This window comes from Methylobacterium sp. FW102-HT35C08 (genome assembly GCF_058790235.1).
In genome coordinates this window covers 2,608,791-2,633,648 of the sequence record NZ_JBYTCL010000002.1, presented here as the reverse complement: position 1 = coordinate 2,633,648, position 24,858 = coordinate 2,608,791, and the positions used below count along the sequence as shown (strand labels likewise).

Annotated in this window: 25 protein-coding genes; 12 read left to right on the top strand and 13 right to left on the bottom strand. The window is 68.4% G+C overall.

Annotated elements, in window-relative coordinates:
* The first annotated feature begins 10 nt into the window (after positions 1-10).
* From AC3WSN_RS12545 to AC3WSN_RS12520, 6 genes are all read left to right on the top strand, one after another.
* Entirely contained in the window at positions 11-436 is a 426-nt protein-coding gene (locus AC3WSN_RS12545) for a PaaI family thioesterase (RefSeq protein ID WP_192709001.1), read from the top strand.
* 73 nt (positions 437-509) lie between these two features.
* Complete coding sequence (locus tag AC3WSN_RS12540; protein ID WP_492538335.1) at positions 510-1,733, top strand: SMP-30/gluconolactonase/LRE family protein; 1,224 nt, start codon at positions 510-512, stop codon at positions 1,731-1,733.
* Between the two features lie 102 nt (positions 1,734-1,835).
* Entirely contained in the window at positions 1,836-2,423 is a 588-nt protein-coding gene (locus AC3WSN_RS12535) for a DUF1285 domain-containing protein (RefSeq protein ID WP_192708999.1), read from the top strand.
* Positions 2,420-3,091 carry a CoA pyrophosphatase gene (locus AC3WSN_RS12530; protein ID WP_192708998.1) on the top strand — a complete coding sequence of 224 codons (672 nt, stop codon included), beginning with the start codon at positions 2,420-2,422 and terminating at the stop codon, positions 3,089-3,091. Before AC3WSN_RS12535 ends, AC3WSN_RS12530 begins: the two co-directional genes overlap by 4 nt.
* Positions 3,092-3,104: 13 nt before the next feature.
* Positions 3,105-3,362 (top strand): DUF6111 family protein, encoded by a 258-nt coding sequence (locus tag AC3WSN_RS12525; protein ID WP_192708997.1) that lies wholly within the window; start codon positions 3,105-3,107, stop codon positions 3,360-3,362.
* Positions 3,359-4,597 carry a CCA tRNA nucleotidyltransferase gene (locus AC3WSN_RS12520; RefSeq protein WP_492538332.1) on the top strand — a complete coding sequence of 413 codons (1,239 nt, stop codon included), beginning with the start codon at positions 3,359-3,361 and terminating at the stop codon, positions 4,595-4,597. The genes AC3WSN_RS12525 and AC3WSN_RS12520 overlap by 4 nt, the downstream gene beginning before the upstream one ends.
* Before the next feature lie 7 nt (positions 4,598-4,604).
* Here AC3WSN_RS12520 and AC3WSN_RS12515 read toward each other — a convergent pair whose 3' ends face one another.
* The 7 genes from AC3WSN_RS12515 to AC3WSN_RS12485 all read right to left on the bottom strand — a co-directional run bounded on the left by AC3WSN_RS12515 (position 4,605) and on the right by AC3WSN_RS12485 (position 11,481).
* Entirely contained in the window at positions 4,605-5,006 is a 402-nt protein-coding gene (locus AC3WSN_RS12515) for a F0F1 ATP synthase subunit epsilon (protein WP_492538330.1), read from the bottom strand.
* A gap of 156 nt (positions 5,007-5,162) precedes the next feature.
* Positions 5,163-6,617, bottom strand: coding sequence for a F0F1 ATP synthase subunit beta (gene atpD / locus AC3WSN_RS12510; RefSeq protein WP_192708994.1), 1,455 nt, complete (start codon positions 6,615-6,617; stop codon positions 5,163-5,165).
* Positions 6,618-6,659: 42 nt separating this feature from the next.
* Positions 6,660-7,550, bottom strand: a complete 891-nt coding sequence (locus tag AC3WSN_RS12505; protein ID WP_192708993.1) for a F0F1 ATP synthase subunit gamma — start codon at positions 7,548-7,550, stop codon at positions 6,660-6,662.
* A gap of 133 nt (positions 7,551-7,683) precedes the next feature.
* Complete coding sequence (gene atpA, locus AC3WSN_RS12500; RefSeq protein WP_192708992.1) at positions 7,684-9,216, bottom strand: F0F1 ATP synthase subunit alpha; 1,533 nt, start codon at positions 9,214-9,216, stop codon at positions 7,684-7,686.
* A gap of 54 nt (positions 9,217-9,270) precedes the next feature.
* Positions 9,271-9,843, bottom strand: coding sequence for a F0F1 ATP synthase subunit delta (locus AC3WSN_RS12495; RefSeq protein WP_492538327.1), 573 nt, complete (start codon positions 9,841-9,843; stop codon positions 9,271-9,273).
* 217 nt (positions 9,844-10,060) lie between these two features.
* Positions 10,061-10,747, bottom strand: a complete 687-nt coding sequence (locus AC3WSN_RS12490; protein WP_492538325.1) for a DsbA family protein — start codon at positions 10,745-10,747, stop codon at positions 10,061-10,063.
* Positions 10,748-10,854: 107 nt separating this feature from the next.
* Positions 10,855-11,481: a 2-hydroxychromene-2-carboxylate isomerase gene (locus AC3WSN_RS12485; protein ID WP_192708989.1), complete on the bottom strand. Its 627-nt coding sequence runs from the start codon at positions 11,479-11,481 to the stop codon at positions 10,855-10,857.
* Between the two features lie 201 nt (positions 11,482-11,682).
* On the opposite strand from AC3WSN_RS12485, the gene AC3WSN_RS12480 reads away from it, so the two are divergent.
* Entirely contained in the window at positions 11,683-12,921 is a 1,239-nt protein-coding gene (locus AC3WSN_RS12480) for an argininosuccinate synthase (protein WP_192708988.1), read from the top strand.
* Between the two features lie 4 nt (positions 12,922-12,925).
* Here AC3WSN_RS12480 and AC3WSN_RS12475 read toward each other — a convergent pair whose 3' ends face one another.
* The gene (locus tag AC3WSN_RS12475; protein ID WP_492538322.1) at positions 12,926-13,576 is read right to left on the bottom strand and encodes a hypothetical protein; all 651 of its coding nucleotides are present in this window, start codon (positions 13,574-13,576) and stop codon (positions 12,926-12,928) included.
* A gap of 175 nt (positions 13,577-13,751) precedes the next feature.
* Positions 13,752-14,510 carry a monofunctional biosynthetic peptidoglycan transglycosylase gene (mtgA, locus tag AC3WSN_RS12470; RefSeq protein ID WP_492538320.1) on the bottom strand — a complete coding sequence of 253 codons (759 nt, stop codon included), beginning with the start codon at positions 14,508-14,510 and terminating at the stop codon, positions 13,752-13,754.
* A 48-nt stretch (positions 14,511-14,558) separates the two neighbouring features.
* Between mtgA and AC3WSN_RS12465 the strand changes: the two genes are divergently transcribed.
* Positions 14,559-15,530 carry a polyprenyl synthetase family protein gene (locus AC3WSN_RS12465; protein ID WP_492538318.1) on the top strand — a complete coding sequence of 324 codons (972 nt, stop codon included), beginning with the start codon at positions 14,559-14,561 and terminating at the stop codon, positions 15,528-15,530.
* Between the two features lie 219 nt (positions 15,531-15,749).
* On the opposite strand, the gene mmsB is transcribed toward AC3WSN_RS12465, so the two are convergent.
* The 4 genes from mmsB to AC3WSN_RS12445 all read right to left on the bottom strand — a co-directional run bounded on the left by mmsB (position 15,750) and on the right by AC3WSN_RS12445 (position 21,042).
* Positions 15,750-16,979: a multiple monosaccharide ABC transporter permease gene (gene mmsB / locus AC3WSN_RS12460; protein ID WP_192708985.1), complete on the bottom strand. Its 1,230-nt coding sequence runs from the start codon at positions 16,977-16,979 to the stop codon at positions 15,750-15,752.
* Positions 16,976-18,511, bottom strand: a complete 1,536-nt coding sequence (mmsA, locus tag AC3WSN_RS12455) for a multiple monosaccharide ABC transporter ATP-binding protein (RefSeq protein WP_492538316.1) — start codon at positions 18,509-18,511, stop codon at positions 16,976-16,978. The genes mmsB and mmsA overlap by 4 nt, the downstream gene beginning before the upstream one ends.
* Before the next feature lie 95 nt (positions 18,512-18,606).
* Positions 18,607-19,665 (bottom strand): multiple monosaccharide ABC transporter substrate-binding protein, encoded by a 1,059-nt coding sequence (chvE, locus tag AC3WSN_RS12450; protein WP_492543098.1) that lies wholly within the window; start codon positions 19,663-19,665, stop codon positions 18,607-18,609.
* A 624-nt stretch (positions 19,666-20,289) separates the two neighbouring features.
* A complete protein-coding gene (locus tag AC3WSN_RS12445; RefSeq protein WP_492538314.1) occupies positions 20,290-21,042 on the bottom strand; it encodes an SDR family oxidoreductase in 753 nt (250 codons plus the stop codon).
* 215 nt (positions 21,043-21,257) lie between these two features.
* Between AC3WSN_RS12445 and AC3WSN_RS12440 the strand changes: the two genes are divergently transcribed.
* The 4 genes from AC3WSN_RS12440 (at position 21,258) to AC3WSN_RS12425 (ending at position 24,719) form a co-directional block, all read left to right on the top strand.
* Positions 21,258-22,991 (top strand): patatin-like phospholipase family protein, encoded by a 1,734-nt coding sequence (locus AC3WSN_RS12440; protein WP_492538312.1) that lies wholly within the window; start codon positions 21,258-21,260, stop codon positions 22,989-22,991.
* 101 nt (positions 22,992-23,092) lie between these two features.
* Positions 23,093-23,260 carry a hypothetical protein gene (locus tag AC3WSN_RS12435; protein ID WP_192709085.1) on the top strand — a complete coding sequence of 56 codons (168 nt, stop codon included), beginning with the start codon at positions 23,093-23,095 and terminating at the stop codon, positions 23,258-23,260.
* A gap of 59 nt (positions 23,261-23,319) precedes the next feature.
* Positions 23,320-24,177, top strand: coding sequence for an alpha/beta fold hydrolase (locus tag AC3WSN_RS12430; protein WP_492538310.1), 858 nt, complete (start codon positions 23,320-23,322; stop codon positions 24,175-24,177).
* 233 nt (positions 24,178-24,410) lie between these two features.
* On the top strand, positions 24,411-24,719 hold the full coding sequence (locus tag AC3WSN_RS12425) for a hypothetical protein (RefSeq protein ID WP_492538308.1): 309 nt from the start codon (positions 24,411-24,413) through the stop codon (positions 24,717-24,719).
* The last annotated feature ends 139 nt before the right edge of the window (positions 24,720-24,858 follow it).

Genomic DNA, 24,858 nt, shown 5'->3' with positions numbered 1-24,858 from the left:
ATAGGACGCCATGACGACCGAGACGAACGTCTTCGACCCATCTGCAGCCGGCTGGACGCTCGTGCAGGACGAAGGCTTCATCGCCCATGTCGGCCCGCTGCACATCCGTGGCACGGACGGCGCCTACGCGTTCCGGGCCGAGCAGAAGCACGCCAACCTGATCGGCGTCGTCCATGGCGGCATGCTGATGAGCTTCGCCGACCGCGCCCTCGGCGAGACTGCCATGCGCGCTGCCGACGGCGCCAATTGCGTGACCATTCAGCTGGAGATGAAGTTCATCGATGTCGGGCGTCTCGGCGACTGGGTCGAGATCCGTCCGCAGGTGGTCAAGCGCACCGGCTCCCTCGTGTTCATGCGGGGCGACGTTCGTGAGGGCACACGCCTTCTGGCCTCGGCCGACGGCGTCTGGAAGATCCTGCGGCGGCGTCCGGGTTGACCGAAATCAGGATATCAGTCCTAGTATCGCGGCTTGCGCCGCCGATTGGAGCGGGCAAAGGCTGGGGGGCCGCATGCCAGATCCGCAGACGAATCCGTTCGTTGAAGGGGCCGCAGGCGGGCGCGTCGCGCCGTCGCGACGTGCCGTTCTCGCGGCCGCCGGGACCGTCCTCGCGACAGGCGGCAGCGCAGCGGCTCGACCGGCGCCGCCCAGCACCATCACCGATCCGCCGCGGGACTTCCGACCCGGTGCGGCACCGACCACCTATTTCACCGATCCCGACGTGATCACGGTGGACCCGACCTTCGATGCGTATGTGGTGCCGAACAGCGCCATTCGCCGTCTCTGGACCGGTGCGCTCTGGGCGGAAGGACCGGCCTGGAACGCCGTCGGGCGCTTCCTCGTATGGAGCGACATCCCGAATAATCGCCAGTTGCGGTGGCTCGAGGAGGACGGGCACGTCTCGGTATTCCGCGCACCGAGCGGCAATTCGAACGGGAACAGCTTCGACCGCCAGGGCCGGCAAGTGTCCTGCGAGCACGCCGCCCGTCGGGTGGTCCGCTACGAACTCGACGGCTCGGCGACGGTGCTGGCCGACAGCTTCGAAGGCAAACCCTTCAACGCGCCCAACGACGTGGTCCAGCACATCGACGGCTCCTATTGGTTCACGGATCCGCCCTACGGCGGCCAGCTCTACGAAGGGCTGCCGGACGAGGCGGGCGGCCCCTCGAACCCGAAGGGCCATCTCAATCCGCGGCTCGGGCAGCCGGCCGGGGTCGTGACGGCGCGGCGCGTCCTGCCCAATGCGCTCTACCGCATCGATTCCACCGGCCGGATCGATCGGGTCCTCACCGACGATCAGGTTCCGGATCCGAACGGCCTGTGCTTCTCGCCCGATCACCGGACGCTCTACATCTGCTCCACCGGGAAGGGACCCGGCGACACGGGCCCCGGCGGCAAGAGTGAGATCTACGCGTTCGATGTCGGGAGCGGCGCCGCCTTGTCGAACAAGCGCCTGTTCGCGGATTGCGTCGTCGATGGGGTCAAATGCGGGCCCGACGGCTTGCGAACCGACGTCGATGGCAATCTCTGGGTGTCGAGCAATGCCGGCCGCGCGGTCGGCTATAACGGCGTCACGGTCTGGAGTCCGGCGGGGACGTTGATCGGGCGGATCCGCCTGCCGGAGGTCTGCGGCAATCTCACGTTCGGCGGCCCGAAGCGGAACCGCCTGTTCATGGCGGCCAGCCAGTCGATCTATGCCCTGACGGTGAACACGCAGGGCGCAGGTCCGGCCTAAATCGCCGTTGAAGGATCCTGCGGCTCCGGCGCGGGTCCGCGCCGGAGAGACCGTGTCATCGGCCATGGCTGACGACGCTGCGGAGCGCTATCTGTAGCGGGCATGACCGCGGATTTCCCCTCAGACGACCCCACCTTGAGCCGGCTCAGTGCGGCTCTGGGGGATTTGCCGAAGCGCGGGCTACCGCCGGTCGAGCGATGGAATCCGCCCTATTGCGGCGCGATCGACATCCGCATCGCGGCCGATGGCACGTGGCACCACAACGGCTCGCCGATCCGGCGCGACAAGATGGTCAAGCTGTTCTCCACAATTTTGCGGCGCGAGCCGGACGGGCGCATTGTTCTGGTTACGCCTGTGGAGAGCGTCGGGATCACCGTTGAGGACGCAGTCTTCGTCGCCGTCGAGATGGCGGTCGATGGCACGGGAGAGGCGCGGCGCATTGCGTTCCGCACCAATGTCGACGAGTTGGTGAGCGTCGACGCGGACCACGCCCTGCGCTTCGAGGAGGGGCCCGACGGCGCGCTCAAGCCTTACCTCCACGTCCGGGGCGGCCTGTGGGCGCTGATCACCCGGGCGCTGACCTACGACCTGGTGGATCTGGCCGAGGACCGCGTGATCGACGGGCAACCCTGGCTCGGCCTCTGGGCCGGCGGCGTCTTCCACCGCATTGCGCCGGCCTCCGCCGCGTGAGCGATTCCCTCGCCGATTTTCTGGCTCGGGCCGCATCCGGTCTGTCGCCGCATCCGCCCGGACCGGACGATCCGACCTCCAATCCGCGCGGTGACCACAGCCTGGATCCGGACGGCGCGGCCCTGATTCCGCCCCCGCCGCACCGGCGGGCCGCGGTGCTGGTCCCGGTGGTCTTCCGTGCCGCCGGGCCGAACCTCGTACTGACGCAGCGCGCCGCGAACCTGCGCGATCATTCCGGTCAGGTTGCGCTGCCCGGCGGAAAGATCGATCCGTCGGATCCGGGACCGGCGGATGCAGCCCTTAGGGAGGCATTCGAGGAGATCGGCCTGCCGCCCGAATCGGTGCGCCTGCTCGGCTATATCGACCCGTACCTGTCCGGAACCGGCTTCCTCGTGACACCGGTCATCGGTCTGGTCTCCGAAGAGGCGACATTCCGGCCGAACCCCAGTGAGGTCGCGGACGTTTTCGAGGTGCCCCTGTCGGTGCTGATGGATCGCGAGCGCTACCGGTTGCGGTCGCGGGAGTGGCAGGGTCGAACCCGATGGTTCTACGCTCTCCCCTTCGGAGAACGTCTGATCTGGGGCGTCACCGCCGGGATCCTCAACAACTTGCGGGAGCGGCTCTACCCGGAACCGGAGCCGAGTCAGGTCCGCCGGTCGGCGGGATAGGCTACGAATCGCCATGCTGCGTCGCGTCCTCGAAGAGTTCGGCCTCTTCCTCATCCCCTTCGCGCTGTTCCTGATCTATCTCGTCCTGGCCGGGCGCAACCCGCTGCGCCGGGTACATTGGGACGCCCATCTCTGGCGCCTCATCCTCGCCGGCTTGGCGGTGGTGATCGGCACGCTCGTCTACGAAGGCCTGTTCTCCGAGCGGCGCGCCGGCGGTTACGTCCCGACCCACATGGAGAACGGTCGGCTCGTCCCGGGTGGCTTCCGGTGAGGCGCGACCTCGAACGCGGCGGCCTCTCGGCCCTGCTCGATCGCCGGGGGGTGCGTCAGGCGCTCGCCGCCCTGGATGCACCCGGCGCCGAGACCCGGTTGGTTGGCGGGTGCATCCGCGATGCGCTTCTGGGGACGCCGTCAGCCGATATCGACCTCGCGACGACGCTGCTGCCCGAAGCGGTGATTGCCGCCGCGGGACGCACCCCGGGGCTAAAGGCGGTTCCAACCGGAATCGAGCACGGCACCGTCACGCTTGTCACCGAGGACGGACCGATCGAGGTCACCACCCTGCGCGAGGATGTCGAGACTGACGGACGCCATGCCGTCGTCCGGTTCGGTCACGATTTCGCCCGTGATGCCGAGCGGCGCGACTTCACGGTCAACGCGCTCTCGCTCAGTCCGGACGGCCGGCTGCACGACACCGTCGGCGGTCTTCCGGACCTGGAAGCCGGCCGGGTGCGCTTCATCGGCGACCCCGCGACCCGCATCCGCGAGGACGCCCTGCGGATCCTGCGCTTCTTCCGCTTCCACGCCAGGTTCGGCGGCGGCCCCCCTGACGCGGAAGCACTCGCTGCCTGCGTGGCCGCACGCGACAGCCTGGACCGGCTGTCGCGCGAGCGCGTCCGCGCGGAATTCCTGAAGCTGCTGGCGGCCTCCGGCGGTGCGGCCCTGGTGGCGACCCTGAGCGGTACCGGTTTGCTGCTCCGGATCACCGGCGGCGTCGGCGAGCTCGGGCGACTGGAACGCGCGTCAGCCGCGAAGATGTCTCCGATCCTGCGCCTCGCGGCCCTCGCGGTCGGCGCCCGTCACGATGCCGACCGCTTGCAGATCCGCTTGAGGCTTTCCAAGAGCGAGCACGCCCAGCTCACCGACTACGCGAATGTTCTCGCCGCGCTGCACGATCAAGCCGCGCTCGACGGCGCGGCTTTGCGGGCGCTGGCGGCCCAGCATGGCCTGGCGCCGCTGGCCGATGCCCTGGCGATCGTCGCCGGCGAGCCGCGCCCTGCACTGACCGGGGAAGCACGGATGGTTCTCGACGCGTTCAGCGGAGAGGGCGGTTCGCCGGTCTTTCCGCTGGCGGGCGCGGATCTGGTGGCGGCGGGCATCGCGCCCGGCCCCGCAATCGGCCGCGGACTCGCCGCGGCTCGGAAGGTCTGGCTGGAACGCGGCTGCCCAATGGGCGCGGCGGCGCGGGCCGACCTGCTGGCGCGGGCGCTGGACAGCGCCCGCTGAACCGGGATCAGAGCTTCAGGAGCGCCTTGGTTTCCTGCAGCTGGACGATCTGGCCGTTCAGCTCCTCGCGCTTCTGCAGATCCTCGGTGGCATCGCGTTGCATCTCGACCGCCTCGATGTCCCGGTCGAGGGATTCGTGGGTCAGCTCCTCGATCGGCGCAGCGCGCTCGGCGAGCACGGTCACGGACGTCGGCCCAATATCGGCGAAGCCGCCGCGGACATAGATCCGCTTGCCGCTGCCCTGGCTCTCGGTGACCACGATGACGCCGACGCGCAGGGAGGTCAGCACGGGCGCGTGGCCCGGCATCACGGTCATCTCACCCTCGGTGCCGGGCAGCTGAACGGCGTTCACCTCGCCGGAATACAGCGTCCGCTCGGGGCCGACGAAATCGAAGTGGAAGGTGGCCATCTCAGGACGATCCCGGATCCGCGACAGGCTCTCCTCCCCCAGGCGGGGAGGAGGTGGAAGTGGAGGTGGTGCCGACGGCACCGGGGCGCTTCATCCTGAACCACCCCCACCCCGACCCCTCCCCACAAGGGGGAGGGCAGGGAAGCACGGCTTCTTTTACGCGGCCTTCAGCTTCTTGGCCTTCTCCTGGGCCTCCTCAATGGTGCCGACCATGTAGAAGGCCGCCTCCGGGAGGTCGTCGTAGTCGCCGTTCACGAGGCCCTTGAAGCCCTTGATCGTGTCTTCCAGCGCCACCTGCTTGCCCGGCGAGCCGGTGAACACCTCGGCCACCGAGAAGGGCTGCGAGAAGAAGCGCTCGATCTTGCGGGCGCGGGCCACGGTCAGCTTGTCGTCCTCGGACAGCTCGTCCATGCCCAGGATCGCGATGATGTCCTGGAGCGCCTTGTAGCGCTGCAGGGTCTGCTGGACCCGGCGGGCGACGTCGTAATGCTCCTCGCCGAGGATCGCCGGCGACAGCATGCGCGAGGTGGAGTCGAGCGGATCCACGGCCGGGTAGATGCCCTTCTCGGCGATCGAGCGCGACAGCACGGTCGTGGCGTCGAGGTGGGCGAAGGAGGCGGCCGGCGCCGGGTCGGTCAGATCGTCGGCCGGCACGTAGATGGCCTGCACCGAGGTGATCGAGCCCTTGGTCGTGGTGGTGATGCGCTCCTGCAGGGCGCCCATGTCGGTGGCCAGCGTCGGCTGGTAGCCCACCGCCGAGGGGATGCGGCCGAGAAGCGCCGACACCTCGGAGCCCGCCTGCGTGAAGCGGAAGATGTTGTCGACGAAGAACAGCACGTCCTGGCCGTCGTCGCGGAACTGCTCGGCGATGGTCAGGCCGGTCAGGGCGACGCGCGAGCGGGCGCCCGGCGACTCGTTCATCTGGCCGTAGACCAGGGCGCACTTCGAACCCTCGGCGGAGCCGTGCTCCTTCGGGTCGACGTTCACCTTGGACTCGATCATCTCGTGGTAGAGGTCGTTGCCCTCGCGGGTGCGCTCACCCACGCCGGCGAACACCGAGTAGCCCGAGTGCACCTTGGCGATGTTGTTGATCAACTCCATGATCAGCACGGTCTTGCCGACGCCGGCGCCGCCGAACAGGCCGATCTTGCCGCCCTTGGCGTAGGGGGCGAGCAGGTCCACCACCTTGATGCCGGTGACGAGGATCTGCGCCTCGGTCGACTGCTCGGCGTAGGACGGGGCCGGCTGGTGGATGGCGCGGTAGGTGGTGGCCTGGACCGGGCCGGCCTCGTCGATCGGCTCGCCGATGACGTTCATGATGCGGCCGAGGGTGTTCATGCCCACCGGAACCTTGATCGGCTCACCGGTGTCGAAGCACTCCTGGCCGCGGGTCAGGCCCTCGGAGGTGTCCATGGCGATACAGCGGACGGTGTTCTCGCCGAGTTGCTGGGCAACCTCGAGGACGAGACGAGCGCCGTTGTTCTTGGTCTCCAGCGCGTTCAGGATCTCGGGCAGGTGGCCCTCGAACTGCACGTCGACCACGGGGCCGATGACCTGGGTGATCTTGCCGGCCTTGTTGGAGCCGGTGCCGGGGATTGCGGTGTTCGCCATCGTAAACCTACCCTTCAAGCTGTGCGGTCGGGCTGCGGTGCCTCAGAGGGCTTCCGCACCCGAGATGATCTCGATGAGTTCCTTGGTGATCATGGCCTGACGCGTGCGGTTGTAGATCAGCGTCTGCTTCTTGATCATCTCGCCCGCGTTGCGGGTGGCCGAGTCCATGGCGCTCATGCGCGCGCCCTGCTCGGACGCGGCGTTCTCCAGGAGCGCCCGGTAGATCTGCACCGTGAGGTTCTTCGGCAGCAGCGTCTCCAGGATCGCCTCTTCGGACGGCTCGAACTCCAGGGCGGCGTTGCCGGCGGTCGCCTTCGCGGTCGCGTCGGCCGGCGGCAGCTCGGCCGGGATCAGGCGCTGCGCGGTCGGGATCTGCGAGATCACCGAGCGGAACTCGGAGTAGAACAGGGTCGCGACGTCGAACTCGCCGTTCTCGAAGCGGGTCAGGATCTTGTCGGCGATGGAGGCCGCGAAGTCGTAATCCACCGGGCGGTTGCCGCGGATATCCATGCTCTCGACGATCTGATCTCGGTACTGCCGGCGCAGAGCGTCAAGACCCTTCTTGCCGACCGTCATGATCTTGACGGTCTTGCCCTCGGCGGCGAGCTTCTGCGCGTGCTCACGCACCGCAAGGCGGACGATCGACGAATTGAACGCGCCCGCAAGGCCGCGGTCGCCGGTGCAGACGACGAGGAGGTGCGTCTGCTCCGAGCCGGTCCCGGACAGGAGCCGCGGGGCGCCGACGCCGCCGACGAGGTTGCCCGCAAGGTTGCCCAGCACCACCGACATCTTCTCGGCATAGGGACGGCCCGCCTCGGCGGCCATCTGCGCGCGGCGCAGCTTGGCGGCGGCGACCATCTGCATGGCCTTGGTGATCTTCTGCGTCGCCTTCACCGAGGTGATGCGGTTGCGCAGGTCCTTCAAACTCGCCATCGGGTGAGGTCCAGGTCCGTTCTATGGCCTCTCCTTCCCTCGGCGGGAAGGAGCCGGAAGTTCGGGCGGTGCGGCGAGGACCGAGATCCTCCCGCACCATCCAAGATCCCTCCCCGGGGGGAGGGGCCTCACATCAGCCGATCGACTTGGCGACGCTCTCGACGACGCTCTTCAGCTTGCCGGCGTTCTCGTCCGACAGGTCCTTGGAGGCGGCGATCGAGTCGAGCAGGTCCTTGTGCTTGGTGCGCAGGGTGCTGAGCAGCGCGTCCTCGAAGGGACGGACCTTGCTGACCGGCATCTTGTCCAGATAGCCGTTCACGCCGGCGTAGATCACCGCGACCTGCTCTTCCATCTTCAGCGGCGAGAATTGCGGCTGCTTCAGGAGCTCGGTGAGCCGCGAGCCGCGGTTCAGGAGCTGCTGGGTGGAGGCATCGAGATCCGAGCCGAACTGCGCGAAGGCCGCCATCTCGCGGTACTGCGCGAGCTCACCCTTGATCTTGCCGGCAACCTTTTTCATCGCCTTGGTCTGGGCCGAGGAGCCCACCCGCGACACCGAGAGGCCGACGTTCACCGCCGGGCGGATTCCCTGGTAGAACAGGTCGGTCTCAAGGAAGATCTGGCCGTCGGTGATCGAGATCACGTTGGTCGGGATGTAGGCCGAGACGTCGTTGGCCTGGGTCTCGATGACCGGCAGGGCGGTCAGCGAGCCGTTGCCGGCGGCGTCGCCCATCTTGGCGGCGCGCTCCAGCAGGCGGCTGTGGAGGTAGAACACGTCGCCCGGATAGGCCTCGCGACCCGGCGGGCGGCGCAGCAGCAGCGACATCTGACGGTAGGCCACGGCCTGCTTGGACAGATCGTCATACACAATCACGGCGTGCATGCCGTTGTCGCGGAAGTACTCGCCCATGGCGCAGCCGGCGAAGGGCGCGATGAACTGCATCGGGGCCGCGTCGGACGCCGTGGCGGCGATGATGATCGAGTATTCCAGGGCGCCCTGGTCCTCCAGGACTTTCACAAACTGGGCAACCGTTGAGCGCTTCTGGCCGATGGCGACGTAGATGCAGAAAAGCTTGGCCTTCTCGTCCATGCCGGCGGCGTGACCCGGCTTCTGGTTCAGGATCGTGTCGAGGGCGATGGCGGTCTTGCCGGTCTGGCGGTCGCCGATGATCAGCTCGCGCTGGCCGCGGCCCACCGGGATCAGCGCGTCGATCGCCTTCAGGCCCGTGGCCATCGGCTCGTGCACGGACTTCCGCGGGATGATGCCCGGGGCCTTCACGTCGACGCGGCGGCGCTCGGTGGACTGGATCGGGCCCTTGCCGTCGATCGGGTTGCCGAGGCCGTCGACCACGCGGCCGAGCAGACCCTTGCCGACCGGCACGTCCACGATGGCGCCGGTCCGCTTGACGGTCTGGCCCTCCTTGATCTCGCGGTCGGAGCCGAAGATCACGATGCCGACGTTGTCCTGCTCGAGGTTCAGGGCCATGCCGCGCACGCCCGACTCGAACTCGACCATCTCGCCGGCCTGGACGTTGTCGAGGCCGTAGGCGCGGGCGATGCCGTCACCGACGGACAGGACCTGCCCGACCTCGGAGACCTCGGCCTCTTCGCCGAAGTTCTTGATCTGCTCTTTCAGGATTGCGGAGATCTCGGCGGCGCGGATGTCCATACTCGGGCCTCTGTCGCTGATGCGTCTATAAGTGTTCGGGTCGGATGGGGGCGCTTACGGCGCGGCCCGCATCGCGAGGCGGATACCGTTGAGCTTGGTCTTGAGGGAGGCGTCGACCATGCGCGAGCCCATCTTCACGACGAGGCCGCCGATCAGGCTCGGGTCGATCACCAGGTCGACGTCGACATCGGCCTTGGCGATATCGCGCAGCGACGCCTTGATCTCCTCGATCACGGTGTCGGAGGGCTTCTCGGCGACCCGGACCTGGGCGCGCACGATCCCCTTCGAATCCTGGACCAGGGTCCGGAACGCGTTGATCATGTCGGGAAGCGCGAAGAGACGGCGGTTCGAGGCCGCGAGGCGGATGAAGTTGCCGGCGAGGCCGCCGATCCCGGCCTTGCCCAGCACGGCGCCGATGGCAGCTTCCTGCTCCTCGGCGCTGAAGACCGGGCTGCGGACGAGGCGGCGAAGATCCGCGCTCTCCTTCAGAAGCGTGTCAAATTGATTGAGGGAGTCGGCGACCGCGTCGACCTGGCGCTCGTCGCGCGCGAGATCGAACAGGGCGGAAGCGTACCGGCCCGCCACGCCTGCGACCAGGGGACCAGCCTCGGAACCGTTCTGCGCCACCCGTCGCTCTCTTCTCTGGTTGCCCGCCCGCTCCGCGCGCTCCGGCAGGAGCGCGGTGCGTGACCGTTCGGGACGTGGGATCGCGCCGGCAACGGACAGGGTCGAGAACTGTCCTCGCGGCGCGGCGACCGCCTAGCATGCCAGCATGGCCGCGCGCAACACGGCAGGCACGCCTCGCTGCGCGTCAGGACGGCGGAAGTGTGACGCAGGACCCGCCTCAACAGGCGAGCCGGTCGCAGCGCCGGACGCTGGCGATCATCTTGGCCATGGCGCGGGCACCCGGATGGCCGAGGATGCCACTGTTGCCGAGGACGTAGGACGGTGTCGCGTAGAGACCGAGATCCGCCGCCATGCGCATCTGGCTCTTGAGCGCCGCGCGCACCTCCTCGCTATCGGCGATCTCCTCCACCTCCGCCTGCGGGATGCCCAGAGCGGCCGCGGCGGCGAGGGCGCCGGGCCCGTCGATCCGTCCGGGCTTGCCGAGCAACGTCTGGTAGAAGCGCCACGCGGCCTCGGATCCGAGCCTGCGCTGGACGGCCAGCATCACCTTGGCGGCCTGAGCCGATTGCGGCGACAGGATCGGATTGTGGACAAGCCCGATCCGCAGCTCCGGATCGCTGTCGTGCAAGGCAACCACGTCGGCGGCCGCCTTCCGACAGTACGGGCAGTTGAAGTCGTAGAACTCGTAGAGCGTGGTTCCGGCGTCCCGCGGTCCGACATACGTGACCCCACGCAGGGCCGGGATCTGTCCGGTGATCTCGCCGGGCAGGATCGAGTTCGCCACCGCCTTGCCGTCGTCGCCGGTGACCGCGACGCGCTGGCCGTAGGACTGCGCCCAGACAGGCCTCAAGCCGGCCCCGAGGGTGGCGGCTGCGGCAAGGAGAAGGCGTCGCGAAACAGGCATGGGACTCGTCCGGGGCATCGCTGTCCCGCTCCGGCCGCGCCGAAGCGGAGCCGGACCAGAACCAGGGGGTCGAGTCGGTTTGATGGCCGAACGTCGTGAACGCGGCCCTACCGCAGCCCCTTCGGCCGGTCGCCCGTCGCCCAGGCCAGGGCCTGATCCAGGCGATCATTGCCCCAGAACAGCTCGCCGTCATCCGCCAGGAAGGTCGGCGCCCCGTAGATCCCGCGCGAGCGCGCCTCCTCGACGCTGACCCGCAACTTCGTCTTGTTGGCCTCGGCGGCCGCGGCTCGCACGGTCTGCGTCCCGTCAAGCCCGAGCGAATCGAGGATCTCGGCCACCGCCGCCGGCTCCGCAATGGAGCGTCCCTCGGCGAAGCTCGCGGTGAACACCGCCTTTGAGAACGGCACCAGCCAATCCTGGTCCTGGCCAAGGATGGCGACCCGCACCGCGCTGAGGCTGTTCTGCGGGAACTGGGCGGGGCGCGTCACCGGCGGCAGGCCGAGGCGCGCGGCCTCGCGCTCGACATCGCGCCACATGTTCTTGCCCTTGGCCGCGTAGAGGTTGAACGGCGAGGTCGTCCAGCCCTGCGAGGCGAAGAGCGGCCCGACCAGGAACGGCCGCCACCGGATCGCGACACCAGCCTCGGCCGCCGCCGCCTCGATGCGCATCGCCGCGAGGTAGGAGTACGTGGAGGCGAATTCGTACCAGAACTCCAGAATCGGCTGGCGCGCCATAGACTTCGCTTCTCCGATGCACTCTTGCGGCGATGACGACTGGCAACGCCCGCGCCATTTCTTGCACGGCCGCAAGGCCACCGTGAGGCGAAACGCGGCCGATCTTCCGGCATCTGGCCTACGCGCGAGACGGCGCGCCGGTTGCAGGCCGGTGACACCCGCGATAAGCCGCAGACGCCCCGCCTCAGTTCCGGAAGCCGCATGTCCGTCCCCGCGAAGAGCCCCGTGAAGAAGGTCGTGCTGGCCTATTCCGGCGGCCTCGACACATCGATCATCCTGAAGTGGCTGCAGACCACCTACGGCTGCGAGGTCGTGACCTTCACGGCCGATCTCGGCCAGGGGGAGGAGCTGGAGCCGGCCCGCCGCAAGGCCGAACTCCTCGGCATCAAGCCCGAGAACATCTACATAGAGGACCTGCGCGAGGAATTCGTCCGCGACTACGTCTTCCCGATGTTCCGGGCGAACGCCGTCTACGAGGGCGTCTACCTGCTCGGCACCTCGATCGCGCGACCGCTGATCGCCAAGAAGCAGATCGAGATCGCCGAACGCGTCGGCGCCGATGCGGTCTGCCACGGCGCCACCGGCAAGGGGAACGACCAGGTCCGGTTCGAGCTCGGCTACTACGCGCTCAAGCCCGACGTGACGGTGATCGCCCCGTGGCGCGAGTGGGACCTGCGCTCCCGCGAGCAGCTCATCGCCTTCGCCGAGCAGCACCAGATCCCGATCGCCAAGGACAAGCGCGGCGAGAGCCCGTTCTCGGTGGACGCCAACCTCCTGCACGCCTCCTCGGAAGGCAAGGTGCTGGAGGATCCCGCCGTCGAGGTGCCGGACTACGTCTACTCGCGCACGCTCTCCCCCGAGGAGGCGCCGGACCAGCCGACGATCATCACGATCGGATTCGAGCGTGGCGACGCGGTCTCGATCGACGGGGAGAAGCTCTCACCCGCGAGCCTGCTGGCCAAGCTCAACGAGCTCGGCCGTGCCAACGGCATCGGCCGGCTCGACCTCGTCGAGAACCGGTTCGTCGGCATGAAGAGCCGCGGCATGTACGAGACGCCGGGCGGCACGATCCTGCTGCCGGCGCACCGCGCCATCGAGTCGATCACGCTGGACCGCGGCGCCGCCCACCTCAAAGACCAGCTCATGCCGCAATACGCGGAGCTGATCTACAACGGCTTCTGGTTCTCGCCGGAGCGCGAGATGATCCAGGCGCTGATCGACAAGAGCCAGGAGAAGGTCACCGGCACGGTGCGGCTGAAGCTCTACAAGGGCGGCGTCCACGTGATCGGCCGCGAGAGCCCGCACTCGCTCTACGACCAGGACCTCGTGACCTTCGAGGAGGGCGCCGTCGCCTACGATCACCGCGACGCGGCGGGCTTCATCAAGCTCAACGCCCTGCGGCTGCGCACCCTGGCGCAGCGCAGGAAGCGCGAGGGCTGAGCCCTCAGGCCGGCTGCCAATCCGAGGTCGGGGCCGGACGCCGGAACGCGCCCGGCCCGAGATCGGCGTAACGCAGGAAGATCTGAAGGGCCGGCTGCATCTCGCGGTGGAGCCGGATCCGGTGCGTCTCGCCGTCCTCGTCATCGTTGGCGGCCGTCTCGGGGACGGCGGCGAGATGGCGCGCCATGGCGGCGGTATAGGGTCCTGTCCCGCCGTAAGGCTGCTTCGGGTCCACGCAGGGCACGTTCCGCGCCGCATCCCACCGATAGGCGAGCCGCGGGATCAGCGCGAGGTGTTCCGGGGTCACCGCGAAGGTGATGTGCTCGGGCGTCTGTCCACTCTGCGCATCCCGGAAGACATCGCCGACCTCGCCGTGGTCGAGCTTGGCCAGCCCGTTGTGGTACTGGTAGCGGCCGGGCTTCAGCAGGGCGTTCTGGGCGAAGACCGCGAGGCCGTCCTCCAGCGCCCGGTGCTCCTCCTCGGCCCCCTCGTCATCGCCCGTGACATTGGCGATGTCGCCGTCGCGGTCGAGGCTGCCATAGGGAGCGTCCGGGTGGACGGTCGGCGCGCCGGGTTCGGCACCACCCCAGGCGACGACCATCCGCCGGATCAGGGCGATGCGCTCCAGGGTGAGGTCGTAGACGGCTTCGCTCATCGAATATCGGTCCCAGGCTCTGGCTCTGAAGGCCGTCTTACAGAGGCGGGGCGGCCGCTGCTACCGGCGGACCGGGCCTGATGCGCTTGGTGTTCAGTCCGGCCGGCAGCCCGCCGAGCATTAGCCGCGACCCGTGACGCCGACACGGCCGTCGGCTGAAACACTCCCGTGCCGCCTACCGGCGCACGCAGCCCGTCAAACCCTCGATCTGGCCCATCATGGCCTGGATCTGCGCGGCGCGGCGGCGGACGCCGGGCGAGGGGCGCCCGGCGCTGCGCGTGATCGGGTTCGGCAGGACTGAGGCGAGCAGGGCGGCCTCGCCGCGGGTCAGCCGGCTGGCATCCTTGTTGAACCAATGCCGACTGGCGGCCTGCGCGCCGTAGATCCCGTCGCCCCATTCGGCGACGTTCAGGTAGATCTCCATCATGCGGCGCTTGCCCCACAGGGTGTCGAGCGCCAGCGCCAGCGGGATTTCGACCGCCTTGCGGATGTAGGAGCGGCCCGGCCACAGGAAGACGTTCTTGACGGTCTGCATCGCGATCGTCGAGGCGCCCCGGCTCGGCGAATCCTCATCCTCGACCACCTCGCGGATCGCCCCGAGATCGACGCCGTGGTCGAGGCAGAAGCGCTGGTCCTCCGAGGCGATCACCGCCTGCGGCAGCGCCGGCGCGATCTCCGAGAGGCTCACGGCATCGCGGCTCACAGGCTGAAGCGTCAACCACCGCCCCAGCATCAGGGTCGACGGCGGCATCACCGCGCTATAGACGAGCGCCAGCGTCAGTACGACGACGAACGCGACGGCGGGGAGCAGGAGCAGCGCCCCGACGATCTGGCGGACCGGGCGGGAGCGCCGCGGGCGCGCGAGCGGAAGGTCACGACCCGCCGCTCCCCGCCTGCGTCCTGCCTCGCCCACCGCGATCTCGTTCCCGCTCAACTGACACTCGATTGGTTTTCGCAAGGCCAGGACCGGACGCAGCGCCCGATGACCCCGACCCCCTCAACGCAGGCACCGACCGGTTCGGTCAAGACTGACACGCAGGCCGTCGCGTTTTCCCACAGGCTGGCTGAAGTCGCCGGCATGGTCGAGACCTTCCTGGTCGAACGCCTCGGCCCTGATCTCGGCCCCGGCGAGATCGCGCGGCCGCCCCGCCTGATGGAGGCCATGCGCCACGCCGTGCTCGGCGGCGGCAAGCGCCTCCGGCCCTTCCTGGCCATCGAGACCGCTCGGATGCTCGGCGGCTCCGAGGCGGCGGCGCTCGCCGCCGGCGCCGGCGTCGAGCTGGTGCATTGCTACAGCCTCGTCCACGACGACCTGCCGGCCATGGACGACGACGACATGCGCCGCGGCAAGCCGACGGTCCACAAGGCCTACGATGAGGCCACGGCCATCTTGGTCGGCGACGCGCTCCAGACGCTCGCCTTCGAGATCGTCGCCGACCCGGCCTGGCAGCCGGACGCCCGGATCCGCGCCGACCTCGTGCTCGGCCTCGCCCGGGCCTCGGGCTTGGGCGGCATGGTCGGCGGCCAGCTCCTCGACCTCACCGCCGAGGGCCGGTTCGGCGCGGCCAACATGGATGTGGACGACACCCTGCGGATGCAGGCGATGAAGACCGGCGCGATCCTGGCCTTCTCGGTGGAGGCCGGCGCGATCGTCGGCGGCGCCGATGAGGGTCAGCGGGCCGCCCTCCTGCGCTACGGTCTCGCCTTGGGCCAGGCCTTCCAGATCGCAGACGACATCCTGGACCGCGAGGCCTCGCCGGAGGCCATGGGCAAGGCGACCGGCAAGGACAAGGATGCTGGCAAGGCCACGCTGGTCGACCGCCTCGGCATCGATGGAGCCCGGGCCGAGTGCGACCGCCTCGTCGGTGTCTGCGAAGATGCGGTCGCATCCTGGGGTGAGGGTGCCCGCATCCTGCGGGATGCCGCCCGCTTCACGGTCGCGCGCAAGACCTGAGCGGTTCGGCCGGCGGTGCCCGGTCCGACGGATCAAGGGGCCGCCGGTTCATCCCCAGCGTTCTCGTCGATGGGTTCATAGCGCGGAGCGAAGCGGTCCGGGGAACGCGGCATCATAGGGGCTTGGCGCCGCTGGATCGCTCCGCTGCGCTCGCAAAGACGTATCTGCGCTGTTCCGATCCCATCCGCGGAAGGGGACGGGGTCGGATTGTGCAGGCCCTCAGGCCCGGTTGTTCTTGTTGTAGACGTCGAGGCAGACGGCGGCGAGCAGCACGATCCCTTTGATCACCTGCTGGTAGTCGACGCCGATGCCCAAAATCGACATGCCGTTGTTCATCACGCCGATGATGAACGCGCCGATCACGACGCCTGAGACCTTTCCGATGCCGCCGGCCGCCGAGGCGCCGCCGATGAAGCAGGCCGCGATCACGTCGAGCTCGAACCCGACACCGGCCTTCGGCGTCGCGGTATTGAGCCGGGCGGCGAAGATCATGCCCGCGAGGCCGGCCAGCGCACCCATATTGGCGAAGGTCAGGAAGGTGAGCCGCTCGGTCTTGATGCCTGACAGCCGTGCGGCCTTGATGTTACCGCCGAGCGCGTAGATCCGCCGGCCGATCGTCGTGCGGGTCGTGACGAAGCGGTAGAGCATCACGAGCGCGAACATCACCAACAGCACGTTGGGCAGGCCGCGATAGGCGCTCATCTGATACGCGAAGGCGAGGATCACGATTGTGGTCATGCCGTTGCGGAAAATGAACGCCGCCCAGGATTCGGCCTCGCCGCCGTTGCGCAGCCGCGCGGCCCGGCGGCGCCCGTTCAGGCCGACGAGGATCAGCGACAGGGCGAGCGCGATGAGCAGGGCGGTCCAGGGGCCGGCGAAGTTGGCGAGGAAGCCCTTGGCGAGAAGCTGGAATACCTCCGGGAACGGCCCGATCGAGGCGCCTTGCAAGAGTGCCAGCGTCAGGCCGCGGAACACCAGCATGCCGGCGAGCGTGACGATGAAGCTCGGAATGCCGAGATAGGCGACGAAGTAGCCCTGCAGCCCGCCGATCGCGGCGCCGACCGCCAGGCACAGGACGGTGGCGGTGAATGGATCGAAGCCGAATCGGACCATCAGAAGGGCCGCGAGCGCCCCCACGAATCCGACCACCGAGCCGATCGACAGGTCGATATGGCCGGCCACGATGACCAGCAGCATCCCCAGCGCCATCACGACGACGTAGCTGTTCTGCAGGATGAGGTTGGTCAGATTCAGCGGCTGGAACAGCACGCCGCCGGTGGCATACTCGAAGAACAGGGTGATCGCCGCCAGGGCGAAGACCAAGCCGTAATCGCGCAGCTGCGCCATCGCCAAGCGCCCGCGCCGGGCCTGCGGCTCGCCCGCAGCCTTGGTGCCCGGAAGGGGTTCGGTCAGACGGATCATGGCCTTGCTCACAGAGATGTCGCTCATCCGTTCAGCTCCTTGGAGCGCATGATCGCGCGCATGATCGCTTCCTGGCTGGCCTCGGCGCGCTGGAACTCGCCCACGAACCGCCCCTCGTTCATGACGTAGATGCGGTCGCACAGGCCGAGCAGCTCGGGCATCTCGGACGAGATCATCAGGACGCCCCGGCCGGCATCGGCCAGCTCGTTGATGATGCTGTAGATCTCGTACTTGGCCCCGACATCGATGCCGCGCGTCGGCTCGTCGAGGATGAGCACCTTGGGCTGGGTGAACAGCCACTTGCTGAGCACGACCTTCTGCTGGTTTCCGCCCGACAGGTTCACGGTCTGCTGCTCCACGCCGAAGGAGCGGATGCGCATCTTCGAGCGGTAGGCATTCGCGACGCGGTGCTCCGCATCCTCGTCGATGACCGTGGCGGTGGAGACTCCGGGCAGGTTGGCGAGCGTGGTGTTCTTGGTGATGTCCTCGCCGAGCACGAGCCCCAGTTGCTTGCGGTCCTCGGTGACGTAGGAGATGCCCGCCGCGATCGCCTTGTCGATCGTCGAGACATCGACCTCCCGGCCCTCGAGGCGGACAATCCCGCTGGTGCCCTGGCCGTAGGACCGGCCGAAGACGCTCATGGCGAGTTCCGTCCGGCCCGATCCCATCAGGCCGGCGATCCCGACGATCTCGCCCCTGCGCAGGTTCAGGCTGACATCGCGTACGACCGCCCGCTCGGCATGGACGGGGTGATGGACCGTCCAGCCCTCCACCTCCATCAGCACGTCGCCGATCCGCGGCTCGCGGACAGGGTAGCGGTTGGCCATCGTGCGGCCGACCATGCCGCGGATGATCCGATCCTCGTCGATGCCGCCGTTCCGGCAGTCGAGGGTCTCGACGGTGGTGCCGTCGCGCAGCACGGTGATCCGGTCGGCGACCTTGGAGATCTCGTTGAGCTTGTGCGAGATCAGGATCGACGCAATGCCCTGGGCCTTGAAGCTGAGGAGCAGCTGCAGCAGCGCCTCGCTGTCCGTCTCGCTCAGGCTCGCGGTCGGCTCGTCGAGGATGAGCAGCTTGACCTTCTTGGAGAGCGCCTTGGCGATCTCGACGAGCTGCTGCTTGCCAACGCCGAGATGGGTCACGAGGGTGTCGGGATTCTCGGCAAGGCCGACCATGGCCAGCAGCTCCCGGGACCGGGCATAGACCCGGTCCTGGTCAATGATGCCGAAGCGGGCGGGCTCGTTGCCGAGAAAGATGTTCTCGGCGATCGACAGGAACGGGACCAGGGCCAGTTCCTGATGGATGATCACGATGCCCAGGCGCTCGCTGTCGGAGATGTCGCGGAACTGGCCGGGCTGTCCCTCGTAGGTGATCTCGCCATCGTAGGATCCGTGCGGATACACTCCGCTCAGGACCTTCATGAGCGTCGACTTGCCGGCGCCGTTCTCGCCGACCAGGGCGTGGATCTCGGCCGGTGCGATGCTCAGATTGACGTCGTTGAGGGCTCTGACGCCGGGAAACGTCTTGGAGATCCCCCGCATTTCGAGGACGGGCTGCATGCGACCCCTTCCGGCTCGGTCTGCACAGGTTTCTGCCCGCGCCGGCGGCACCGGCGCGGAGACGGGTTCGGCCGGGGCGGCGCGGGCCGCCGCGCTCACTTGAGCTGGTCGAGGGTGTAGTAGCCGGTGTCGACGAGGGCCGGCTTCCAATTGGCCTTGGTGACGATGACCGGCGTCAGCAGGAAGGACGGGACGACCTTCTTGCCGTTGTTGTAGGTCTTGGCGTCGTTGATCTCAGGCTGCCGGCCGGCCTCGATCGCGTCGATCATCGCGACTGTCACCTTGGCCAGTTCGCGCGTGTCCTTGAAGATCGTCGCCGTCTGCTCGCCCGCGATGATCGACTTGACCGCCTGCAGCTCGGCATCCTGGCCGCTGACCACCGGCAGCTTCACATTGCCGGAGCCGTAGCCGACGCTCTTCACCGACGAGATGATGGCGGTGGAGATGCCGTCGTAGGGCGAGAGCACCGCGTCGAGATGCGCGTTGCCGTAATAGGCCGAGAGCAGGTTATCCATCCGGGCCTGCGCGGTCGCGGGATCCCAGCGCAGCGTGGACACCTTGTCCATGCCGAACTGGCCCGAGCGCACGACGAGCTTCTTGGCATCGATGTAGGGCTTCAGCACCGACAGGGCGCCGTCGTAGAAAAAGTATGCGTTATTGTCGTCGGGCGAGCCACCGAACAGCTCGATGTTGAACGGTCCCTTCCCGTCCCTCAGGCCGAGCGCGTCGACGATAGAAGTCGCCTGCTGGACCCCCACCTTGTAGTTGTCGAACGTGGCGTAATAATCGACGTTCGGCGTTCCCTTGATCAGGCGGTCGTAAGCGATGACCTTCACGCCGCGCTCGCTCGCCTTTGCCAGCACATCGCTGAGTGTGGTTCCGTCGATTGAGGCGATCACCAGCAGCTTCACGCCCTTCGTGAGCATATTCTCGATCTGCGCGAGCTGTGTCGAAATATCGTCGTCGGCATATTGCAGATCCGGCTCGTAGCCCTTGGCCTGCAGCAGCTTCACGATGTTGTTGCCGTCGTCGATCCAGCGCTGCGACGACTTGGTTGGCATGGCGACGCCGATCGGATCACCACCGCCCGCCCGCGCCGCCGGCGCAGCCAGCGCGCTCAGGAGTGAGACGCCCAGGACGAACTTGAGAAACATTGGCTTGACGATCATGGCTCCCCCGTTCTTGTTGTCTTTTGCGGACCTACGGCACAATTCCAGAACCACCGACTGGATCAACGCCGACTCGGACACTCGGTTAAAATCCGATATTGATTCCTACGCGCCTCAAATATACGGCCAAATACGCGCTCCTTCCTGCCAAACTACTTACATTTACGGCAGATTTACAATCGAAGACCGACGCAAATCGTCGGTGTCACACAACAGCGCGGAGCAGCAAAGCCGGTCGAGACGGTGTGCAGTCAGCGTTTTTCCTCTCCCATGGCACCGGGTTGGGTCCCGGCCGTTCTTCGTTCTCGTATTTGTATGAGTTATGAAAACGATCGTCAATCGCGGGCGTGCGCGGCCGGCCTCGCAGCGGACCTGTGGATGGCATCTGGCGCGGGTCGGTGCGTCCGTGATCAGCGTGCAGCTGGACCGGGACGTTCGCGGTTCGGTATTTGTGCAAGCCGCCGGTTGTCGAGACGAGATTGCTCGCCCGGATCTGAAACCTGCCGGGACGAACGGGCCACGCGGGCCCGGATTCCAGGGCTCGGCGGCAGCCCGGGAAGCGCCGCTATGCGGATCATGTGGTCCGCAGAGCGGGACAGGAGCGGCGGCTCAGCCGCGTCCGACGAACGGCATCTTGGTCGCCATGATGGTCATGAACTGCACGTTGGTTTCGAGCGGCAGGCTTGCCATCGTGAGGACCGCCTGTCCGACGTGATCCGGATCCATCACGGCTTCGGGCCGGAGCGACCCGTCCGCCTGGCGGACGCCCGCCTTCATCTTGCCGCCCATGGGCGTGTCGGCGTTGCCGATATCGATCTGCCCGCAGGCAATGTCGTAGGCACGGCCGTCGAGGGACGTTGCCTTGGTCAGGCCGGTCACGGCGTGCTTGGTCGCCGTATAGGCGATGGAATTCGGCCGCGGGGCGTGTGCCGAGATCGAGCCGTTGTTGATGATCCGGCCGCCGCGGGGATCCTGGTCGCGCATGATCCGGAAGGCGTGCTGCGTGCACAGGAACAGGGCGGTGAGGTTGGTGTCGACCACCTGCCGCCATGTCTCCAGCGGCAGATCCTCGAGGGGCACCGGCGGGGCGCCGATCCCGGCATTGTTGAACAGCAGGTCGAGCCTCCCGTATGCCGCCCGCGTGCGGGCGAACAGGTTGGCGATCGAATCGGGATCGGTCACATCGGTGGGCACCACGAGCGCCCGGTCGCCGCCGATCTGGGCCGCTGTCTCGTCGAGGGGCGCGGGCCGCCGCCCGGACAGCACGACGCGCCAGCCGGCTCCAGCCAGCGCCAGGGCCGCGGCCTTGCCGACCCCCGTCCCCGCCCCGGTCACGATCGCGATCCGACCTGCTTCCGACATGCGCTCCTCCCGGCCTTGTTGTCGCCCGGCTGTAGCGGATGGCCGCCGCGGCGCGAAGGCATCGGCGTTTCAGATGCGCGGCTCGGTCACGCGGCGCCCGCTTGACGGCGGGCGCGCTATGGTGGCCCGAACATGCGAGAGCGGGGAGGGGACGGAACGATGCGGCGGAGACCGACGGCAGAGCTGCGCCGCGTTGCGTCTCCGGCGGTGCACCGGTGAGCGCGCCCGAGATCCCGTTCCTGTCCGGTCTCGATGCCGCGGCCGCCGCGGCGGTCCGGGCCCGCATGGTCCCGGTCGCGGTGCCGGGCGGCCAGATCCTGTTCGAGCAGGGCGCCTCGGGAGACGCGCTCTACACCCTCGTCTCCGGGGCAATCGGCGTCTCGGCCCGCGACCACAACGGCAGCCCGACCCGGATCGCGCGCCTGCGCCCACCCGAGACCTTCGGCGAGATGGCTCTGCTGTCGGAGGCCCCTCGGGCGGCGACCGTGATGGCCCTGCGCGACTCCCATCTGCTGAAGCTGACCCGCGACGCCTTCGAGGCGGTGATCGTCGAGCATCCGCAGACGCTCCTCTACTTCGCCCGCATGCTGGCCGAACGGCTGCGGGCGATCTACGACGGTTACTCGGTGCATCACGCGCCCCGGATCTTCACGATCCTGGCGGTGACCGAAGGGCCGAACCCGGAAATCCTCGCCCGGCAGCTCGCGGCCGCCTTCGACGCGCTCCTGCCGGGCGAGACCGGCTGCCTCACGGACTGGCCTGAGGGCGCCGACGAGGCGTGGTTCCAGACCTTCGAGGGCCAGCACGCGCGTACCATCTTCGCTGCGCACGAGATCGACTGTCCCTGGTGCCGACAGAGCCAGCGCCGGGGCGACCACGTGCTGCTACTGGCCGAGCCCGGCGCCCCGCCGCGGTCGGGGGCGGCGGAATACCTGGAGCGGGTGCGCTCCGACTGGATCCGCATGGACCTGGTGATCCGGCAGGATCCCGATGTGCGGCGCCCGAAACCGCTCCATCCCGCCGTCTCGGCGCTGCCGGCCGCGATGCGGATCCAGGTCCGCGACGGACGGCAGGACGACCTCCACCGGCTGGCCCGGCTCGCCAGCGGCGCGGCCCGGGGTCTGGTGCTCGGCGGCGGCGGCGCCCGCGGCCTCGCTCATCTCGGGGTCCTGAAGGCCCTCGACGAGGTCGCCTGCGCGCCGGACTTCGTCGGCGGCACCAGCATGGGCGCGATCATGGCGGCGAGCCTCGCCATGGGCTGGCCCCTCTCGGAGATCCAGTCGCAGATCGAGGCATTCTTCGCCACCAGCAACCCGCTCAACGACTACACCCTGCCGCTCCATGCCCTGACCCGGGGCGCCAAGGTCGATGCCGGCCTGGCGGCGCGCTACGGCGGCGTGCGCATCGAGGATCTGTGGCTGCCGTTCTTCTGCGTGTCGTCGAACCTGACCACCGGGAACACGATGGTCCATCGGTCGGGCGACCTGCCGAAGGCGCTGCGTGCCAGCATCGCCATCCCCGGGCTCCTGCCGCCGGTCCTGTGCGACGAGGGCGTGCTGGTCGATGGCGGCATGATGAACAACCTCCCGGCTGACGTCGCCGCCGGGCTGGAGCGCGGCCCGGTGCTCGCCGTCGATGTCGGCAGCGACCGGGCCTTCCAGGACATGCCCCATCGCGGCTGGAGGGGCCGGCTCGTGCGCAAGCTGATCGGCTCGCCGCTGGCCATGCCCGGCCTCGCGCCGCTGCTGCTGCGCGCCGCGACGGTCTCGAGCGACGCGCAGAGCCTGATGGCGGCGGCCCACGCGACCGCCGTGCTCAAGCCGCAGCTCTCCGGCATCGACCTGCGGGCGTGGTCGCGCTTCCGAGAATCGGCGGAGCTCGGCTATCGCGAGACGCGTGCCGGCCTCGACGCCGGCACCCTGGCGCGCTGGCTCGATCCGCTGCGCTGACGTGTCCTCGTGCGGCAGCGCACGCGCATGTCCCAAGGCCCTGTAACCCCCGGCGCCGGGCGCCGATCTCCCGTCAGAGACGGAATCAGGAGACCAGCGCCATGACCCAGTTCGCCACCCTTCCGGCCGAGGCCCCTGCCGCGGCCTCCCGGACCCTGCTGCACGGCGCGGCCTTCGTGTTGCTCTGCCTGTGGACCCGCAGTTCGCCGGACGAGCTGCGCGACCAGCTCTCCGCCGAAGCCGGCACCTGCGCGGCGCTCGGTTTCTGACGGGATCACCCGCGCGGGCGCGGGCGTTCTCCGCCGATCAGCAGGGAGCGCCGAAGCGGATGGACGTTGCGGGTGTGAATTTTCGCCAAGTCGCTCTGCCGGAGGTGCGCCTGCACGTGGCCGAGGCGGGTCCGGAGAGCGGCCCGCCGACCATCCTGCTGCACGGTTTCCCCGAGTTCTGGTTCGGCTGGCGCCACCAGATCGGGCCGCTCGCCGAGGCTGGCCTGCGGGTGATCGTGCCGGATCAGCGCGGCTACAACCGCAGTGACAGGCCGCAGGGCCTCTCCGCCTACCACCTCGACAGGCTGGCCGGCGACGTGCTGGCACTGGCGGATGCCTACGGCCTCCCCACGATCCGGCTCGTCGGCCATGATTGGGGCGGTCTCGTCGCGTGGTGGCTGGCCAGCCGCCATCCCGAGCGGATCGAGCGGCTCGCGATCCTCAACGCGCCGCATCCCGGCATCGTCGGCGCGTATATGCGGCACCATCCCGGCCAGTGGCTGCGCAGCGTCTATGTCGGCCTGTTCCAGCTCCCCGGCCTTTCCGAGCGGCTGCTGACGGCCGACCGGTGCCGCGCCCTCCGGCACGCGCTGACCTCAACCAGCCGGCCGGGCGCGTTCTCGGCCGCCGATCTCGATCGCTACGTGGAAGCGTGGCTCCAGCCCGGCGCGATGACCGCCATGCTGAACTGGTACCGGGCGCTGGTGCGTCTGCCGCGGGACGAGCCGGCCCGGGTCCGGGTTCCGACCCTGATCCTCTGGGGCAAGCAGGATACAGCCCTTCAATCCGGCCTCGCGGAAGCGAGCCTGGCCTTCTGCGACGCGGGCCGGATCCGCTGGTACGAGCGCGCCAGCCACTGGCTCGCGCACGAGGAGCCGGATTCCGTCAACTTGGAATTGACGCGTTTCCTGTCCTGATCGGCACGGGCGAACGCGACACAGGCATACGCCGCCAGATTGCACAAAGCATCTCGCTTCGCTTTTAAGTTATAGATGCCTCCGCACCGAATGTCGGCAACACGCGTCACACGAGAACTTATTCCGCGCCAGAGATGAAATCGACAGCTTCATTTTTCCTGCACGCACCGGAACTTACCTCCGACCATTCTCTTGGGTGGTGGCTCACACGGTAGGATCGGAGTTACTCGCACATGTCTATGCGTTCTCTTCTGACGGCAGGCCTGCTGATCGGCGGCCTGATGGCCGGCGCGGCGACCGCTCAGGCGGCACCGGCCATGCCTCAACCCGGCCTCGCCGGCCACGACATGGTCGAGTCCGTCGTGATGCATCGCCATCACCGCATGCATCAACACCGGATGCACCGGCACCACACCACGCGGCACGAGCGGCGGATGCGCCGGCTCAACACCATGCGTCACGGCAACCCGAACGCCAAGAATCCCGCCCTGCGCGGCTACCAACAGAATCTGGGCGGCACAACGAACGGCCCGCGCTACTGAGGCCCGGCAGATCTTCGACGCCGGCCGCGGTCGCGTTCGCCGTGCCGGCCCCAAGGCCGCGATGAACCCATCCACCGCCGACGCGGCTTCTCCCCAGCCGCGTCGGTGTGCGTGTCCTGATTCGCGGGCGGCGCTCTGC